Annotated in this window: 16 protein-coding genes and 2 tRNA genes; 7 read left to right on the top strand and 11 right to left on the bottom strand. The window is 58.9% G+C overall.

Annotated features, from left to right (window positions below):
- Positions 1-143: 143 nt before the first annotated feature.
- Positions 144-500, bottom strand: coding sequence for a hypothetical protein (locus tag BUA69_RS03970; RefSeq protein WP_143154411.1), 357 nt, complete (start codon positions 498-500; stop codon positions 144-146).
- Between BUA69_RS03970 and BUA69_RS20900 the strand changes: the two genes are divergently transcribed.
- On the top strand, positions 499-1,215 hold the full coding sequence (locus BUA69_RS20900) for a hypothetical protein (protein WP_046136713.1): 717 nt from the start codon (positions 499-501) through the stop codon (positions 1,213-1,215). The two genes, BUA69_RS03970 and BUA69_RS20900, sit on opposite strands and share 2 nt — an antisense overlap.
- On the opposite strand, the gene BUA69_RS03960 is transcribed toward BUA69_RS20900, so the two are convergent.
- The 3 genes from BUA69_RS03960 to BUA69_RS03955 form a co-directional block, all read right to left on the bottom strand.
- Positions 1,216-1,986, bottom strand: a complete 771-nt coding sequence (locus tag BUA69_RS03960) for a bestrophin-like domain (RefSeq protein WP_046136712.1) — start codon at positions 1,984-1,986, stop codon at positions 1,216-1,218.
- Between the two features lie 234 nt (positions 1,987-2,220).
- Positions 2,221-2,373 carry a hypothetical protein gene (locus tag BUA69_RS20895; RefSeq protein WP_160300159.1) on the bottom strand — a complete coding sequence of 51 codons (153 nt, stop codon included), beginning with the start codon at positions 2,371-2,373 and terminating at the stop codon, positions 2,221-2,223.
- 189 nt (positions 2,374-2,562) lie between these two features.
- Positions 2,563-3,222 carry a dihydrofolate reductase family protein gene (locus tag BUA69_RS03955; protein ID WP_046136711.1) on the bottom strand — a complete coding sequence of 220 codons (660 nt, stop codon included), beginning with the start codon at positions 3,220-3,222 and terminating at the stop codon, positions 2,563-2,565.
- Between the two features lie 285 nt (positions 3,223-3,507).
- Between BUA69_RS03955 and BUA69_RS03950 the strand changes: the two genes are divergently transcribed.
- Together BUA69_RS03950 and BUA69_RS03945 are read left to right on the top strand one after the other, a co-directional pair.
- Positions 3,508-4,098, top strand: coding sequence for an alpha/beta hydrolase family protein (locus BUA69_RS03950; RefSeq protein WP_244468809.1), 591 nt, complete (start codon positions 3,508-3,510; stop codon positions 4,096-4,098).
- Positions 4,099-4,627: 529 nt separating this feature from the next.
- Complete coding sequence (locus BUA69_RS03945) at positions 4,628-5,821, top strand: GGDEF domain-containing protein (protein ID WP_046136710.1); 1,194 nt, start codon at positions 4,628-4,630, stop codon at positions 5,819-5,821.
- Positions 5,822-6,108: 287 nt separating this feature from the next.
- On the opposite strand, the gene BUA69_RS03940 is transcribed toward BUA69_RS03945, so the two are convergent.
- The 5 genes from BUA69_RS03940 to BUA69_RS03915 form a co-directional block, all read right to left on the bottom strand.
- The gene (locus tag BUA69_RS03940; RefSeq protein ID WP_046136709.1) at positions 6,109-6,879 is read right to left on the bottom strand and encodes an ABC transporter permease; all 771 of its coding nucleotides are present in this window, start codon (positions 6,877-6,879) and stop codon (positions 6,109-6,111) included.
- A complete protein-coding gene (locus BUA69_RS03935; RefSeq protein ID WP_046136708.1) occupies positions 6,876-7,673 on the bottom strand; it encodes an ABC transporter ATP-binding protein in 798 nt (265 codons plus the stop codon). The genes BUA69_RS03940 and BUA69_RS03935 overlap by 4 nt, the downstream gene beginning before the upstream one ends.
- A gap of 89 nt (positions 7,674-7,762) precedes the next feature.
- On the bottom strand, positions 7,763-8,770 hold the full coding sequence (locus BUA69_RS03930) for an ABC transporter substrate-binding protein (RefSeq protein WP_046136707.1): 1,008 nt from the start codon (positions 8,768-8,770) through the stop codon (positions 7,763-7,765).
- A gap of 826 nt (positions 8,771-9,596) precedes the next feature.
- Positions 9,597-11,924: a KAP family P-loop NTPase fold protein gene (locus BUA69_RS03920; RefSeq protein ID WP_046136705.1), complete on the bottom strand. Its 2,328-nt coding sequence runs from the start codon at positions 11,922-11,924 to the stop codon at positions 9,597-9,599.
- A gap of 435 nt (positions 11,925-12,359) precedes the next feature.
- Positions 12,360-12,433, bottom strand: a tRNA-Gly gene (locus BUA69_RS03915).
- Between the two features lie 176 nt (positions 12,434-12,609).
- Between BUA69_RS03915 and BUA69_RS03910 the strand changes: the two genes are divergently transcribed.
- Positions 12,610-13,104, top strand: coding sequence for a cytochrome b (locus BUA69_RS03910; protein WP_046136704.1), 495 nt, complete (start codon positions 12,610-12,612; stop codon positions 13,102-13,104).
- Between the two features lie 144 nt (positions 13,105-13,248).
- Positions 13,249-13,437, top strand: coding sequence for a hypothetical protein (locus tag BUA69_RS03905; RefSeq protein WP_046136703.1), 189 nt, complete (start codon positions 13,249-13,251; stop codon positions 13,435-13,437).
- Positions 13,438-13,797: 360 nt separating this feature from the next.
- Here BUA69_RS03905 and BUA69_RS03900 read toward each other — a convergent pair.
- Positions 13,798-13,882, bottom strand: a tRNA-Tyr gene (locus tag BUA69_RS03900).
- Positions 13,883-14,066: 184 nt separating this feature from the next.
- Here BUA69_RS03900 and rlmB point away from each other — a divergent pair.
- Both rlmB and BUA69_RS03890 read left to right on the top strand, forming a co-directional pair.
- Positions 14,067-14,819 (top strand): 23S rRNA (guanosine(2251)-2'-O)-methyltransferase RlmB, encoded by a 753-nt coding sequence (gene rlmB, locus BUA69_RS03895; protein ID WP_046136702.1) that lies wholly within the window; start codon positions 14,067-14,069, stop codon positions 14,817-14,819.
- Positions 14,819-15,211, top strand: coding sequence for a hypothetical protein (locus BUA69_RS03890; RefSeq protein WP_046136701.1), 393 nt, complete (start codon positions 14,819-14,821; stop codon positions 15,209-15,211). The genes rlmB and BUA69_RS03890 overlap by 1 nt, the downstream gene beginning before the upstream one ends.
- Before the next feature lie 129 nt (positions 15,212-15,340).
- On the opposite strand, the gene BUA69_RS03885 is transcribed toward BUA69_RS03890, so the two are convergent.
- On the bottom strand, positions 15,341-16,234 hold the full coding sequence (locus BUA69_RS03885) for a polysaccharide deacetylase family protein (protein ID WP_244468808.1): 894 nt from the start codon (positions 16,232-16,234) through the stop codon (positions 15,341-15,343).
- Positions 16,235-16,301 lie beyond the last annotated feature (67 nt).

Below are 16,301 nucleotides of genomic sequence, written 5' to 3'. Positions count from 1 at the left end.
GCGGGCGGCGCCAAGAGCTTGAAAAACTGCACAAAGACACCGGGGTGGTTTCAACGAATCGGAAATTGACTGTCTGCTGAGTGATCCCGCGTTGCAATGCGAAAGAACTGCCGCGTGCCAAGTATCAAGCGCGCCACGCCCCCTCAAATCCCAAAACCTGCTGTTCGCACAACGGGGCCGGCGAACATTGTTGTCTTCATGATCCGCACCTTCATCCAGCTCATCGGCGAAGAACTGAAGACTATCTTGCTGCTGTCAGCATCGGCGCGGCGCACCTGCCCACCCATGCCTGGACCATCACCCCGTGTTTCGGCGACATTGGCGCCGCCCGGCTGGTGCTGACGGCGGCCTATCGCGTTATCGGCAATCTCTGGGTGAGTGCGGGTGCCCATATCGTCAAAGATTGGACAGAATTTCTTGGCCCATTGGCGCTGGCCGGCATGGCAGGCCATACGCCCATCGAGCCCGGCTCCCGACAGAACTGGAGGAGAATAGGTCATGCGTTCGTTCAAGGTGATGCTTGCCGCCATGCTGATGGGGAGCGTTGCGCCGATCATGGCGCAGACATCGGAAGTCGTCGCCATCGCCGATGCGGCGACAACCAGTGTCGAGGGCACGATCAGCGGCGAGGACTATATCGACTATGTGGTGAGCGCCAAGGCAGGCCAGGTCCTGTCGGCAGGCCTCACGTCCGTCGATAAATCGGTCAATTTCAACGTTCTGCCCCCTCAGGGCGACGAGGCCCTGTTCACCGGTTCGATCTATGGCACGGATTATGTCGGTCGCATTCCCGAAGATGGCGATTACACGATCCGCGTCTATCAGATGGGTGCTGCCGCCTCCGAAGGGCTCGACAACGACTTCACCCTGGAGCTTGGGCTGGATGTCGAGAGCCTGCCCGAGCAGGAGGATGCGATCGTGGAGGGCACGGACTATAACGCGACCGGCACATTGCCATGCACCTTCGAAGCCAATCCGGATGCACCGGAATGCACGTTTGGTGTCCGCCGCGCCGGGGATGGCGCCGCCAGCGTATTCGTCACCACGCCCAATGGCTTTGTGCGGCAGCTCGACTTTGCCGCGGATGGGAAAGTGACGGCCCCGGGCTCCGACGCGCCCATCGAAGCCGTGGTGCAGGGCGAAGACACGGTGGTCAACATCAACAAGGGTGAGGAAGTCTATCGCGTGAAGGACATCATCGTCCTGGGCGATTGACTAACCGCGGCCCAGGTCAAGATTCAGCGCCTCGGCCAGATTGACCAGGGCCACGGGCTGCAGCGGCATTGGCTCGCTGAACGGATTGGCCAGGCCATAGATCAAGAACAGGATCAGGCCGGTATAGGCGCTGAAGAGCACCAGCAGGGTCACGCTTTGCCCACGGGCCGGGTAGATGTAATGCCCGACGGCAATGAGCACGACACCCGACAGGGCTGCGAACCAGAAGAAGTTTGCGATCGACGTGCCTGCTTCGGCCGCGCGCACGTCGCGCGATAATGAAACGTCGTGCAACCGTGCCAGCATGTGCTGGCGCAGGTCCTGTTGTCGTGCATTGGTCGGTTCGAGGTTGAGAACTTGCCGATAGGCGACGTCCCATGCCGACCAGGCCGTCGCGCTCAGGCCGTCTCCCTTGCCCAATGATGCCAATTCGTCGTCCAGCACGGTCTCGAGATAGGTCAGCATTTGCCGCCTGATGGCGCTGGCATTGGGGTCCTGGTAACGAGCGGCGTCATTGTAGATATCGGCCACGGCGCTTGCTTCGACGGCAACCTGGGCCTCGAGGCGCTGGTAGGCGGCCAGTTCCTGGGCAAAAACCAGGGCAAGGATCAGCCCATGCAGCGCCCCTATGCGAGACACCATGGCTGTGGCCATGTCGCGATGCTGATCTCGCCCAACCGGAGTGAATTTCTGCGCGATTAGATATGCTGCGACAGATACTGCGGAAGTTCCCGCGATGAAGACTGCAGCCCAAAGAATGTTCGCCAGCATGTCTCGCCCTCCGCACCTGACCAGGGTTTTGACATGCAAAACGGCAACCGGAAAGCCATGGAGCACCAGGGTGTGTAGCGCCTTCCTAATAAACCACCGCGCCCCAAACCGGTCAGTCCGCCCATATCTGACCTGGACTTGGGGCAGCGCCGGCTTGGCGATCGATGCGATGGATCGCGCCCAGACATCGGCGTTCATCGGACAACAACAGCTGCAGGAACCAGCGGCTGAAGGTTATTCGATCTTGCCTGAGAGGCTTTCGGGCGCATCGATGGCGCGCAGCCATTTCACGGACTTGATCTGCCGGGCCGGATCGAAGGCCTGCAAGTCGGCCAGCAGCCCCGGCAGATGTTCCGCGCCGTAGGTTGTGTAGATGGTCTGGCGCATTGCTGTCTGTCGGAATTCGACCCCTTTTTCTGCCGTTCAAACCATCCGTTTAGAATGCCAAAAGCTGCCGCTAGGGGCCGCACAACTCACACTATGGAACGCAGACCATCGGCCATACTCTAGGGGGTATAGGTCTCCGCTAGGTGTGCCCGGCGGGCACTGCCGGGGTCCTCGTTTCGCTCCAAGGCTTCAGGCTTGCGATCGGCCACGTCCGACTTCAGACATCTTATCAGTGTCGAGCGTGTCTGTTTGGTAATGCGGCCGCCCCTTGGGCTGGTAGCTCTGCATCGTCAGACCCCCCGGGCTAGTGTGCGAGGAAAGCAGCTCAAGAGCAATGTCTGGGCCAGTTTCGGGGAAAAGCCGTGTGCCTTGTCCAATAACGACCGGATAGATCACCACATCTAGCTGATCGACCAAATCATGCGCTAACAGCCATCGAACAAGTTTGCCGCTGCCTGGAACAAGCAAAGTGCCCTCATTCTGAACCTTCAAATTGCGGATGGCATTAGCGACGTCACCTGACAGCACTGAGGTGCCCGCCCATTGCGGATCGGTCAGCGTGCTGGACACAACATATTTGGGCCGACTGTTCAATGCAGCGGCAATGGCGCTTGTGCTGGTATCTTCGAACTTGCCCCACGAGCGCGCAAAAATATCGTAAGTCCGCCGCCCGAACAGGAACGCCCCCGCCCCACCATATGCCTCATCGAGATACTGCATGCCAACAGGGTCAATGATCGGAATGGCCCACCCTCCGCGTTCGAAGCCACCGCTCCGGTCTTCTTCGGCCCCGCCCAGCCCCTGCATAACTCCATCAAGGGTGAGATTGGTTGTAGTTTTCAGTTTCATGGTCTGTGTCCTTTTGCTCTGCGTCACAGTCCTACGACGAGTGGCTAGCCTGAATTTCGACGCCTCCCGAAAGTTGTGTCCTTGGATGCGGCGATGATGGCCTTACATCGCAGTCGAACAGGGAGGGAGAGAAAATTGCTGCTGTGAATGTCGGGTTCGGTGCGCCGCTTGCCAAAAGCTGCCTGTCGGCTTTCCACCCCTATTCAGCCGATCCGAATTCGACCCCGTTTCGGCCGATTAGTCGAGGTGATATCTGCGACGTAAGCAGACATCGAGGCCGGCTCAATGAAACTCCAAAAGTCCTTCATACCTTCAAGTGAGCCTGGCGTTGCTCTGGAGATAGTCACCGCGAAGCCCAGCGGAGAAGGTCCGCATCCAACCATCGTCTTCCACCATGGCTCCACTGGGAATGGCCGGAACAAATCGCTCTACACCAGAACGGTGGCTCCTGCGGTCATGGCAAACTACTTTGTCGAACGCGGCTGGATGGCACTGTTCCCGCAACGAAGGGGTAGAGGGAGATCCGGCGGTATATATGGGGTGGGGCTTAACTCAGACGGCTCCGGCTATTCCTGTGACGTTGAAATCGCGATTGCAGGCTTCGAACGAGCAGTTGAGGACGTCGATGCCGTCGTCGACCATCTGCACGGCCGAACCGATGTGGACAAGGAAAGGCTTCTCATTGGGGGCGTTTCACGCGGAGGTATTTTGGCTATCGCGTATGCCGGGATGAGGCCCAATACGTTTCGTGGCTCCATCAACTTCAACGGCGGCTGGCTCGGGAGGGGGTGTCCAAACCATGAAATCGTCAATCCGCAGCTTTTCGAGCGGGGCGCGCCAGCGGGGGTGAAAACCCTTTGGCTGCATGGCAGTTAGGACCAATATTATCGGATGTCGCACTGCAGGGGGAACTCCGATCAATTCAGGTCCGCAGGTGGAGAGGGAAACTTCGTCGCGGCGCCCATGGGTCACGCATTGATGTTCAAGCCCGCTCTTTGGACGCAACACCTAGACCAATACGTTCAAAGCGTAGTGGACTGAGCAAAACTACCAAGTCTGCTTTGCGATGAACCGAGCCGAAAAGCCGCCGGTTGCCTTTCCACCCCTATTCAGCCGATCCGAATACGACCCCAAAACTGCCACTGGCGGTCGAGTTTGGCTATCTCTGATAGCGGCCATTCAGCCCGATGCAATAGAAGAGTCAAATACCAGCGCTCAGTATTGGACGGGCACTGATCCTGTGCCGCCAGGTCGGACTATGACCCGAGAGCACGCCTGTCATGTCCCCGACACCCTCTGCTTTAACTATACCTGAATTGTGGGCCATCCTTCAGTCGCGGCTAAAGGTCCCTTAAAGAACTGCCGTGGTATCGAGCAAATCGGTGCAACAACCACTGTACGACTGATGCAGCGTCAAACTGAATCTAGCGATCTTTACAAGGCCCTCGTTGAGGCTCTTTCCGAAAATGTGCTGCCTACGGCTTCCATTGGGGTGATCTTTTTCGGCATCGGCCTTTACACCTACAGCCAGACCGGCGCCGCACTTGCCCTCGGCCTCACAATCCTCGGGGGCCTGGCATCGGTTCTCAAAGTCTTTTTGATCCTCTTTCATCGCCGGACCATGGTCGTTCGTTCGCCCACGCTTGGAGCCATCGAACGGTTCGAAGTGGGTCACGCTATCGCGACATGGTGCATGGCGGCTCCTATCGGCGCCCTGAGCGCTCTCATGTTTTCTCTGCCCGAGCCGCATCTGCATGTGGTTGGAACCGCTCTGCTCTTTGGATACTGCGCAGGCGTCGCGACCCGCATATCAGTGCGCCCAGTAATCGCGATCGGCGCGGTGATGTTCGCTGCGGCACCGGCTATTACCTCTGCGCTGCTGTTCATGCAGGACGCGCGCTTAATGATCGCTGCGGTCTTCGTGCTGTTTTTCTTGAACGCTTTGGAGACGATTTCGCATCTTCACCGGAATGCCAGCCGCCTCATCGCGATGCGTCTGAAACTGGCCAATCTGGCGCGGCTCGATCCACTAACCTCACTCCATAATCGTCTTGGCTTGCAGGAGGCGTTCAACGCTCTACCGCGTAATCGGGGAGGCTCTGTCGCGGTCCATGCTTTTGACTTGGATGGCTTCAAGTCGGTCAATGATCAATTCGGCCACGCGACAGGGGATCGGCTCCTGCAGGCCCTCTCCGAGAGGCTGCGTCAGGTTGTTGGTCAGAACGGCGTGGTCGCCCGCGTCGGCGGCGACGAGTTCGTGGTCTTGCAGACAGGACTGGATAGTGAGTCTGGCCCAGGCCTTCTGGCCAGTAATATCCATCGAGAACTGACGGAGCCCTACGAAGTCGGCACCGGCCAACCAGTCCAGATAGGGCTCAGTCTTGGCTTCAGCATTGCCGACGAAAGCACAGCATCGCTGGACTCGCTCGTCCGAGAGGCAGATTCAACAAGCTATCAAGTCAAGAGAACTGGCGGCGGATTTCGCTCCCACCGATCACAACAGTCAGGCCGCACAATTGCGCAGAAAAGCGGGCACGCACGACAGAAACCAGACGTCCTGACATCCGAAGAACTGCCTGTTCAAGTGCCGTATGTTTAAAGGCGAGCACGGCGACAGGCCGGTCAACCGCCAGCTTCGAGGCCCTTTGCGCCAGAAGCCGCCTGTCCCCTCTCCACCCCGTCGCGGCCGCAAGGAGCGCGCAAAACGTCGAGCCATAGCAGCCCGTCCAAAGACGACCCCATTTTTGCCATTCGCCATTAATTTATGAAACCTGTTCCAGCGCGCCGTCCCGGGCTTGGCGCATGTCAGCGCTACTACCCAGGTTTCCCTTGGTAGCTGTTGGCTGCGTGTCAGCAGCTATCCACGGTCCCGACTTTCTCGATATCTCATGTCGGGCGACGCTCTGCCCAGCCGGCAAATATGCGCTCCAGCGCCACCACAATATAGTAGAGGAGAATACCGAGCACCGCGAGCGCGATTAGCACCGCAAACATCAGCGGATAGTTTGAGGCAATTCGACCGGAGTCGAACAGGCTGCCAAGGCCGCGGCCATGCGGCGCAACGATCTCGACCAGATTGGTGCCGATGAAGGCGAGCGTCACCGCCACCTTCAGGGCACCGAAGAATTCCGGCAGCGTTTTCGGCAAGGCAATCTTCCAGAAGACGGTGAGCCGGGACGCGCCGAGCGAGCGCAGGATGTCGCGATATTCCGGCTCCAGCGTCGAAAGACCGATGGCAATCGAAACCGAGATGGGGAAGAAGGAGATCATGAAGGCGACGAGGATGGTGTTGAAGTCGTGCTGCCCGATGAATATGAGTGCGACGACCGGCACGACCGTTGCCTTGGGGATCGCGTTGAACCCCACCAGCAGGGGGTAAAGTGCGTCATTCAGCACACGGCTGAGCCCCATGATCATGCCAAGGATTGTGCCCACAACCACCGCAAGCCCCAGCCCGACCACAGTGCGCCACAGAGTCTGCCACGCATTGATCGCAAACAGCTCGCGATACTGCCAGAATGCGGGCCACAGGTCCGACGGGGCGGCCATCTTGTAGGTCGGCCAGCCCATGTACCAGACCCAGAACTCCCAGAGCGCCAGCACGATGATGATGGCGATGATGGGGCTGAGTATCTTCTGCAAATCGTGGCGCGTCATGCCGTCATGTCCTTTTCGCCGCCGCGACCCTGCGCTATCTCAATCTGGTTGCGCAGTTGGGCCAGCCACTCTACCGCTTGCATCGAATAGAGCATGTCGATGGGACGCGGCCCCGGCACGTCGATATCGAGCACGAATTGCGTAGTGGCCGGTCGACCCGAAAGCACGACAACCTGATCGGCCAGATAGACCGACTCGCGCAGGTCGTGAGTGATGAGCAAGGCGGTGAAGGGCTCGTCGATACGAAGCTGGTGCATGAGTTGCCAAAGATCCTCGCGCGTGAAGGCGTCGAGCGCGCCGAACGGTTCGTCCAGGATCAGGATGTCAGGCTTGTGGACCAGGGAACGGCAAAGCGAAGCGCGCTGGCGCATGCCGCCGGACAATTCGGACGGACGTTTACCCTCAAAACCCTGCAGGCCCACCATGGCCAGTAGCGCGCGGGCGCGCTCCTCCTTCTGTTCCTTGGGCATCCTGGGCGCAACGATCTCCAACGGTAGGATCACATTCTGCAGGATCGTACGCCATTCCAGCAGAACCGGGTTCTGAAATGCCATGCCCACGCTTTTGCGCGGGGATTTGACCTGTTCGCCATGCAGCAGAACTTCACCACTGTCGGGAAACATGAGCCCGGCGATCAGCCGGGTGAGGGTGGATTTACCGCAACCGGAGGGACCGACAACGGCACAGAAATCGCCTTCGGCGATGGACAGGCTCAGGTCTTTCAGGACCGGCAGGGGACCGGCCGCAGTCTTGTAACTATGGCTTACGCCCTTGATCTCGATGAGTTTGGTCACGCGTACTTTCAGTACCTTGTAGGGCAATCATGGGTGGTGCGGGGAGGCGCCGCGCTCTTGGCGCGGCGTTCGAGTTTCATCGCTGGAGGTCACTCGACCATGAGGCTGCCGTCGTCGGGCAGATAAGAGCCATCGAAATAGAGGCTCGCCTCTGGTCCGTTGATAAACTCATAGGTGACGGCAATCTGCTCAAGCGAGCGGGCGAACCGTGCCTCATCGATCCCGCCAACGCCGTTCTCGCGCACCCAGTCGGTCATGATGTTGTCGCGCAGCGCAAGTTCGAGCCGCCGTACCTCAAGATCTTTATCCATCGCCGGGTTGCGCGACACCATGGCGTCGACGCCGGCTCCGGGGTCGTTCACCGTATCTTGCAGCCCCTTGGCAACAGCGCGCAGGAAGCCGGTCAGTTGTTCCGGGTTCTCCTTTGCGAACTCGGTATTGGCGATGATGACATTGCCATAAAGCTCGAGGCCGTAATCGGCCATCAGCAGGACCGTCATATCCTCTTCCGGAACGCCGAGGCGAATGCTGTTGAGGAAAGAGGTGAAGGAGAAGCCGGTTACAGCCGCCACCTGTCCCTCCGCCAGCATCGGCTCACGGGTGGGAAAGCCGACCGGCTCCACCGTCACCTTTGAGACGTCGATGCCGTTGGCCGTGGCGAAGACCTGGAACTGTGCCCAGGCGCCGTCGGGTGGCGGTGCGCCGAGCACGCGGCCTTCCAGATCCTTCGGCTCCTCGATGCCTAGGCTCTTGCGCCCGACAATGGCGAAGGCCGGCTTATCGTAGAACATCATCACCCCGGTGACTGGCGCGTCGGGATTCTGGTCAAGGAACTTGATCAGGCTCGCCATGTCAGCAAATCCCACCGGAAAGGCTCCGGTCGCGACCTTGGGAATCGCATCCAGTGAACCCTGGCCCGCCGTGATCTCGACCGAAAGCCCCTCGGCTTCGAAATGGCCGTTCTCGAGCGCCATGAAATAGGGAGCGGCCGGTCCTTCGAACTGCCAATCCAGCGCAAAGGGCATCTGGCTCTGGGCAAATCCTGAACCTGCAAGCGCAAAGCTTGCAGCCGTGACGAAAATCACGCGTCTAAGCATCGCTGATAACCTCCCCGTGGAACGCGGTTCCTGTTGATCTTGTTGCATATTGCTGCGTGGACCGCTTCCTCTGAAGTCAGAGTAGAATATTGGTGGCCCCCGTCAAGGTGGAGCGGTCGGCTAACTGTCGCGACAATTGAATTCCTTATTCGCGTCTATATAATCCATGGAGAGTGATGCCATTGTCGGCGAGTCAAAATGCGATAGCCGCGGAGGTAGCTTCCAACTCCGCCGTATCGATGTTTTCGCTATAGTGCTGCACTTCTTCTTTGGCTTCGCCCTTGCCTATGTAACTCGCGGGAATATGTCACTCGCGGGAAATAGCTGGCTGCTGCATCCGGTACAGCATGGGGAAACCCGGCAGCTTTTCCGTTTTCCGGTGCTGGGGCATATGCAGTAGATAGACAAACAAGCGCGACTTTAGACCACGGATGAGCGTCTGCTTTCCAATAGACTTGTCCAAAAGCGACCAGTCTGAAAGTCACCCCGAAGGCAACGGCCTGCAGCCGACCCCATTTCGGTTATTGGCATCGCCGCCGTCGCGGCTCAAAAGCGGACGCACTAGTTGTGGGCTAATCTCGCTATGGAGCGAGTACCGGTTCGAGTTGGAATAGACCGAGCGGTTGGCCTACACGACAAAACGCCTCCGTGGGGCGCATTGCTGTCTGTCGGAATTCAACCCCGTTACGGTCATCCACGAAGCGCATTCGTTTTTCAAAAGCTGCCGTCTGCGTCATGCTGGCCTTCCTTTTGTAGGCAAAGTTGCCAGGGTGTTTCCGACGCGAAGTACCCACTTCCCAACACTGGAACTGGGCGCATTTCAATATTAAGACCGTCGATCAGCCGGCCCGTGTTCCGGAGTCTCTCTGGCTTTGATGTATCGCCGAGCCGCCTCAACTGTTGCAGGATCGTCCGAACTGAGGTGCCGCTTCGCCTTGGCGTCCAGCACCTCAAGGTCGACGAATTCCTTTGCCCAGTCTGGAACATACTCCCAATAGGAGGGACGCCCGGTGCTTCTGACGCCGCTAACAAGAAAGTTTACAAGCTCGGGAAAGTAGCGGCGACTCCGAACAGCCTTCTTAAGGAACGCGACCACTTCGGCGTCCCCTGCATGATCGCGCCAAAACCATAGTATGGCACTAGGAATAGTCTGATCGAAAACCCATGAGACCGTTTTATTAGCTCTGAACTTATTTAATAGCGCCCGGATAACCTCATCTTCTCTCCCTGCCATCTCCAAATCCACGGTGCTCTTGATTGGCCTGGCAGATGGGCCTAGGGCCGTTCGGCAGATAGAGGCAACTATTGAGAGGTCGTCGGCCTCGCGGATAAGAGTAAGCAACAAGGATGCTCGCTCATCCGGGGGGGTTGCCAGCAAACCGCGGATAATAATGCTTTGAATACGGGTAGAATTTGTGTCGTCCAGCAAATTTGCGGCACGCGGGTCATCCGTTCCTAAAAGCGACGGCGCTGCCTTGACCAGGGCCAATGCCATCGGGATCGGGATCGGGATCGGTGTGCCATCGCCGTAGTGCTGCCGGAGATCATCGAGAAATTGAGCCCGAATTTCGTCAGGCCGATCCGAGCTGTCCGCTCTAGCCAGCATCTCTGTGAGCTTTCTCGCTGGGTCCGGCGATGTCAGCAATTCCTGAACTTCCAGCGAACTGATGGCGTCGTCTGGAACAATCAGTTCTAGGTAAGCTTGCCTATTATCAAACACTTGAAGTCGGCGATCAATTCGCGCGTTTTGGCTCGATCCAGGATTGTGCCTACTCATTACACGTGCGACCGCTGGAAAGAGCCATTCTAATATCGATGCGGCTTCCTTGGTATCGAACTGCTGGCTTTCGACCAGATGTTTTAGCTCATTTCCCAACAGAGAAAGATCAAGGCCGCATAGCGCTCGTAAGTTCTCCCGAATGAATGTGTGCAGTACGGGGTCTGCAAGATGTGTCAGTTGGAGCAGCAGAAAATCGGATGCATCTAGATGCACACCCACCGCATCCCAACCCGCTCTAAACATGTTCCCCAATCGTATGGCATCTCTTGGGGTCTTCAGTGCAGGCAGCACAATTGCGCGCCAAACCTCCCCCAATCGGTCACTTGCTGGGCTGACTATGTCCGGGGCAATGCCGTTCAAGCATTCGTTGAACAGAGACGTAAGTGCCTGTTTGCTTGCAGGAGGCGTACTACGTTTATACTGAACAATTTTCTCTAAGTAAGCTCTTCCATCGAGTCGAGTGCCAAGTCGTATAAGTTTCTCTAAATTTTCGACATCATAGCTTAGAAGATAAATGATATTGGGAAGGCGACCTAAGCCTTTCACCAAGCCAACCATCTCGGACGCTTCTCGTGGTGTTAGGCGATCCAGGTCATCAATCGCAATAACCACTTTGCGGCCACGCAGCCGCTGCAGCGCTCTTTCTAAGTCAGCCCTACGCTCTTCTAAGGTTGCCGGTAAGGCATGGCCGGATTGAAACCATTGAGTGAGTACGTTGAACGCAGCTCCTGCGCCGGGATACAGACTGTCGACAGCGGCGCCTGCAATTGGTGCTAGCTCCGAAACCGCCTGCGAATACTGTGCAAAACTAGCCTCCACCTCGGGGCCCAACCGGGCGCCTATGGATCGAGCCAGTTCCCGAATGAATACCGAGGCGAGTTCAGAGCTTTCGGGTATGAGCCACGGCTCAAACGTGGTGAAAATAACGCGACCATTGTCTGGGATGGTCCGGCACATTCGGAAATAGCGGTAGAGATCCACCCCAAATTTCTGATCTTCGGCTGCCTGCTGTGCGTGCCTCCTATTTACCACATCCTGCGTGAAATACTGCAAATCAACGGTTAGGGGATCGTAGGCGGTGGCAAAATGTTTGGGTGCGAGGGATCGTAGGCGATGCATCTCAAGCTCAGACCCGGTGTCTCCATGGAAAACGGGGAGTGCTGACCGCTTGACCATCTCCAAGTGCAGCAACTCTTCACGAACCATGTGAATTATGCTGCTCTTACCGGACCCCCAAGGCCCCTCTAGGCCGATAACATACCCTTCGTCGCCTGCCCGCAAGTTGGCTATAAAATGTGCGAGGCCAGCAGCAAAGCGCTGCCGATCCAAGCGATCGTGCTCTGCGTGCCGAACGGCACCCAACTCCCTTTGCATGTTTGCCCCCAGACGTTGAGTCCTTCGCACCTTTTGGACGATTTCGAGCTACGTAGGAAGTCGGAGATGTCCGTCGCCAACATCATTCCAAAGTGCGCCTAGTCAGAGTGTTCGCCATGAGAGGCCGGCGTCCGGTACTTGATCACCTGAACCTCAACCAAGCCTAAGAATATGGACGAGGCAGAGTGACTGTTCTGCCTGCGGTGGTTGGCATTCCAATCAGACTGCTGTCGGAGACAATTCACCATAAGCTGCCCGTCCGCGCCCCACCCCTTAGCTGCCACCGACACCATGACCGACGCGTGTCGATGGTCGCGACGATTTGGCCAGCGACCTGACAATCGCCGAAGCACTGTCAAAACAGGTGCAATCGAACGCGTTGAACCGACCCAACAGGTTCAGTCGCTCTACAGCACGATTGGGTGGGAAAGGATCTGGAGCGGGTAGCGGGAATCGAACCCGCATATTCAGCTTGGAAGGCTGCTGCTCTACCACTGAGCTATACCCGCCCGTTCAGGCGATCCGAGTGCTGGCTATCTACCCAAGATAGAATTGGATGGCAATGGGCAGACGGCCCGAGTGGGCGAATATGCCCGCACCAACGGCACGAAGCCGGCTTGCATCCCGGAATGGACAGCACCATCTTGTTTGGCACCGACACGCCATGCCCTTCAGAGCAAGCTCCATGACCACTGCCGCTGCCACTCCACAGAATTACTCATCGCTCCAGAAATCCTTGCACTGGATTATCGCCGCGCTGGTGCTGTTCCAGCTCTTTGTGCATACGGGCATGGAACAGGCCTGGATTGCGCGCATGGGCGGGGTGGCCGAAGGCATCAATCCCCTGCCCCATATCCTGGCCGGCATCGCCATTCTGATCCTGGCCACATGGCGTTTGTTCATACGGCTGCGGCGCGGGGCGCCGCCTCACCCGCCTAGGCAGAGCAAGGCGCTGACCCTTATGGCCACCGCAATTCACTTCATCTTCTACGCGCTGCTGTTCATCCTGCCGCTGACAGGCCTGCTGGGTTGGTTCGGCCATGTCGAGGCAGCCGCACTCGCCCATGTCTATATCCAGCTGGCCTTCCTGCCGCTGATCGGCTTGCACGTGGCCGGGGCGCTGGCGCAGCATTTCTACTTCCGCACCAATGTCCTGCGCCGCATGACGGTCTCGCGCTGAAGCCAACGCGCCCGCCGGGTTTCCGGTCGGCGCCCTGCCATCCCCCGGCCAGTCTCGTCGATGAACGGATTCTGAACGGCCAGATCAGCTGCAGTTCAAGTCGAACCCTGCATGGTCCAGTCAACAGACGGGGGCGATGGAAAAATGGGTTCGGTTACACGCGGCGCGATTATCACACTGGCCTTTGCGGCGGCATTGATCGTGCCGGCACTGGCGGGACTGTCACGGGCCCCCAATTCGCCGGGTCAGGATCGCAGCGGCTGCTGGGAACTGGTCAACCAGGCCAATGCCGGGACCATGTTCGAGATCTGCTCCTCCTCACGGCACTGGTAGTCGAAGCCATCTGCCGGGTGTCGGCCGGGCGCGCCCGGGATGGGGGGACAATAATTGCCCTGCCCGCAATGGCGACACCTGAGAATCACCCCTGCTGCCGCTAGCAAGCTGCTTGAAGCATCGGTCGTGTGGAGCCCGCCGGGGATAGGTGTGACTGCCCCGATCCAGAATCGTCCGCGCAGCAATTGCCGACAAGAATCGCAGAGGACGGCATGGGGCGAAACGCCGGGCTTTGATGCGCACCGCAGCGGCAAGCCCAGGAACCCTCTCGGACGGGGACGACTGGCGACTGCCGCCTTGTCTGTATTGAGCAGGAAGGCCCGGAAGTTCAGGGACTTCGGGGGCCGGCTTCGAGGACGTTGGTGGAGGGGACTGGATTCGAACCAGTGTACGCTAAGCGGTCAGATTTACAGTCTGATGGATTTAACCACTCTCCCACCCCTCCACTGACAACGTCTCTCGAGCGGGACAACGAAGCACCGAAGCGCGTCGTCGGGCGGTTTATGGTGATCTGTGACAGGAGTGTCAACACCTGTTCCAGCTTGCCAGCAAGAAAACCAGCATGCTGACTGAATTGACACCCCGCACAACGCTTGCTGGCCCTGCCTAAAGGCGCTACGCCTGCCGCTATGAGCATCAACAAATTTCCCCCCAAGCCGCGCTACAATCCCGATGATGGCCCGGTCTATCTCTATGGCCTGCACACGGTTCGCGCCGCGCTGGACAATCCCAACCGCATCAAGAAGGTGCTGCTGGCGACGCCCAACGCCCTGAATCGCCTCAAGGAAACCGGGGAGATCGGCAAGGTTCTGGTTAAGGAAACCACGCCCAAGGAACTCGATCGCCTCTTGGGCGAAGACGCCGTCCACCAGGGCGCGGCGCTCGAAGTCGACCCGGTCAGCCGTTTCGGGCTCAACGACATCAACCCGCTCAAGCTGGTTGTGGTGCTCGATCAGATCACCGATCCGCACAATGTCGGCGCGATTCTGCGCACCGCCTGCGCCTTTGGGGCCGATGCAGTTATCACCACTGCGCGCCACTCGCCGCGCGAAACCGGTGTCATGGCCAAGTCCGCCTCGGGCGCTCTGGACCTGGTGCCGATGATCGAGGTGCGCAATTTGGGTGACGCACTCGAAACTCTCAAGAAACGCGGCATGTTAGTGCTGGGCTTTGATTCGGAAAGTGAACAGCAGCTCAAGCCCCGCGACGGCGATATTCCGCTCGCCATCGTCATGGGCGCCGAGGGCAAGGGGCTGCGCCAGCGCACACGCGAGCTCTGCGACGAGATGGTAAAATTAGATATGCCCGGCCCGATCAAGTCGCTCAATGTCTCTAATGCCGCCGCGATTGCGCTGTTTGCGGCCACTGCCGGACGGTCCTGATGTCGAGCTTTGAACCCTTTGCCATCGCCCTGCGCCTCAGCGGCGTCACGCTGAGCCAGGCCGAACTGGAAACCGAGCTGAAGGCTCTGACCAGCCGATTCGAGCCCGAGGACGCCGCCAACAGCCACTACGCCCAGGTCGATCTCGACGAGGATAACCCTGTGCGTGCCATCCTGGCCTTTGCCGAGGCCTCCGGCGCCCGCGTCGCGGCCCTGCTGGAAGCCCGCAAGATCGGCAAGGCGGTTCTCGATATCGCCTTCGACTTCCCCGAGGAAGGCGAAGCCATGTCAGCCCGCCTGCCCGCCCACATGGCCCTGGCTATCGCCAGCCACGACATCGATGTCGAAGTCTCGGTCTACCTGACCGACGTGGAAGACGCCGAAGAGGACTGAGGCGTTTGGGCAGACAGCGCCGGCCAAATCCTTGCAATCACGGCGTCATTCCCGCCTGTGCGGGAATGACGCCGTGGGTACGCTGAGGCACCGGACCGCTCCGGGACCTGCCACCTACGGGACGGTCGCCTACAGCGTGGTCCGCACCGTGGGGCCATCGGCGGTGATGACGTCACGACCGAAGATGCCGGTATCCTTGGGCGCCAGACGCACAACCGAATAGCCGCGGGCCTGCAGTTCGGCGAGGAAGCCGGGCAGCATGGCGACTGTGCGAGCGTGGATATCATGAAACAGGATGATGCCGCTGCCGCGCGCATCGAGCCGTGCCAGGGTGCGTGCGGCGACCGTCTCCGGCGTATCCTTGTAATAATCCTTGCTGTCGATATCGACATCCAGAACCACCACATTTCCCTGCATCATGCTGGTGCGCAGGAACCCGCTCTGCGCCAGATAGGGGAAGCGGAAGAACGGCGCCGGGGCCGCGCCAGTGCCGGCCAACGCGGCAGCCACGGCGCGCTCACCGCGAGCAAAATCATCCAGCGCTTCCTGGCGCGTCAGCGTCGTCAGGTCGGTATGATCATAAGTGTGGCTGCCAACGGTGTGGCCGCGCAGCGCGACCTGCTGGGCCATCTTGGGATAGGCCTCCGCAGCCCTGCCCAGCATGAGGAAGGTCGCCTTGACCCCATACTCGTCGAGAGTATCGAGAATGGCATTGGTGCGGCCGGGGCGCGGACCGTCATCAAATGTCAGGATGACTTCGCCAGGGCGCAGCGCGATGTCGGTGGTCGAGGCAACCGCCATGGTGCGGCCGGCCAGATGGGTCGAGGAAAACACCCGCATGGGCATGGGCTGGGCCTTTGAAATCGGCACCGAGCCGGGCAGGATCGTGTCGGTGACGACGGCGCGATCAACCGGCCTTGCACTGAAGCTGGAGACTTCCAGTTGCGTACTGGGTGGCTTGGCACACCCGCCGAGCAGCGCGCCCGTTACCACAAGCGACATAACAAAACGCGAAACCAACACGACCTGAACTCTGCATGATCACAACAGGGTCCAGTTTTTACGATTATGGTTAATAATCCCTTCGGCG

This window comes from Devosia limi DSM 17137 (genome assembly GCF_900128975.1).
Lineage (GTDB): Bacteria > Pseudomonadota > Alphaproteobacteria > Rhizobiales > Devosiaceae > Devosia > Devosia limi.
This window is presented reverse-complemented; position numbering and strand designations above follow the sequence as displayed.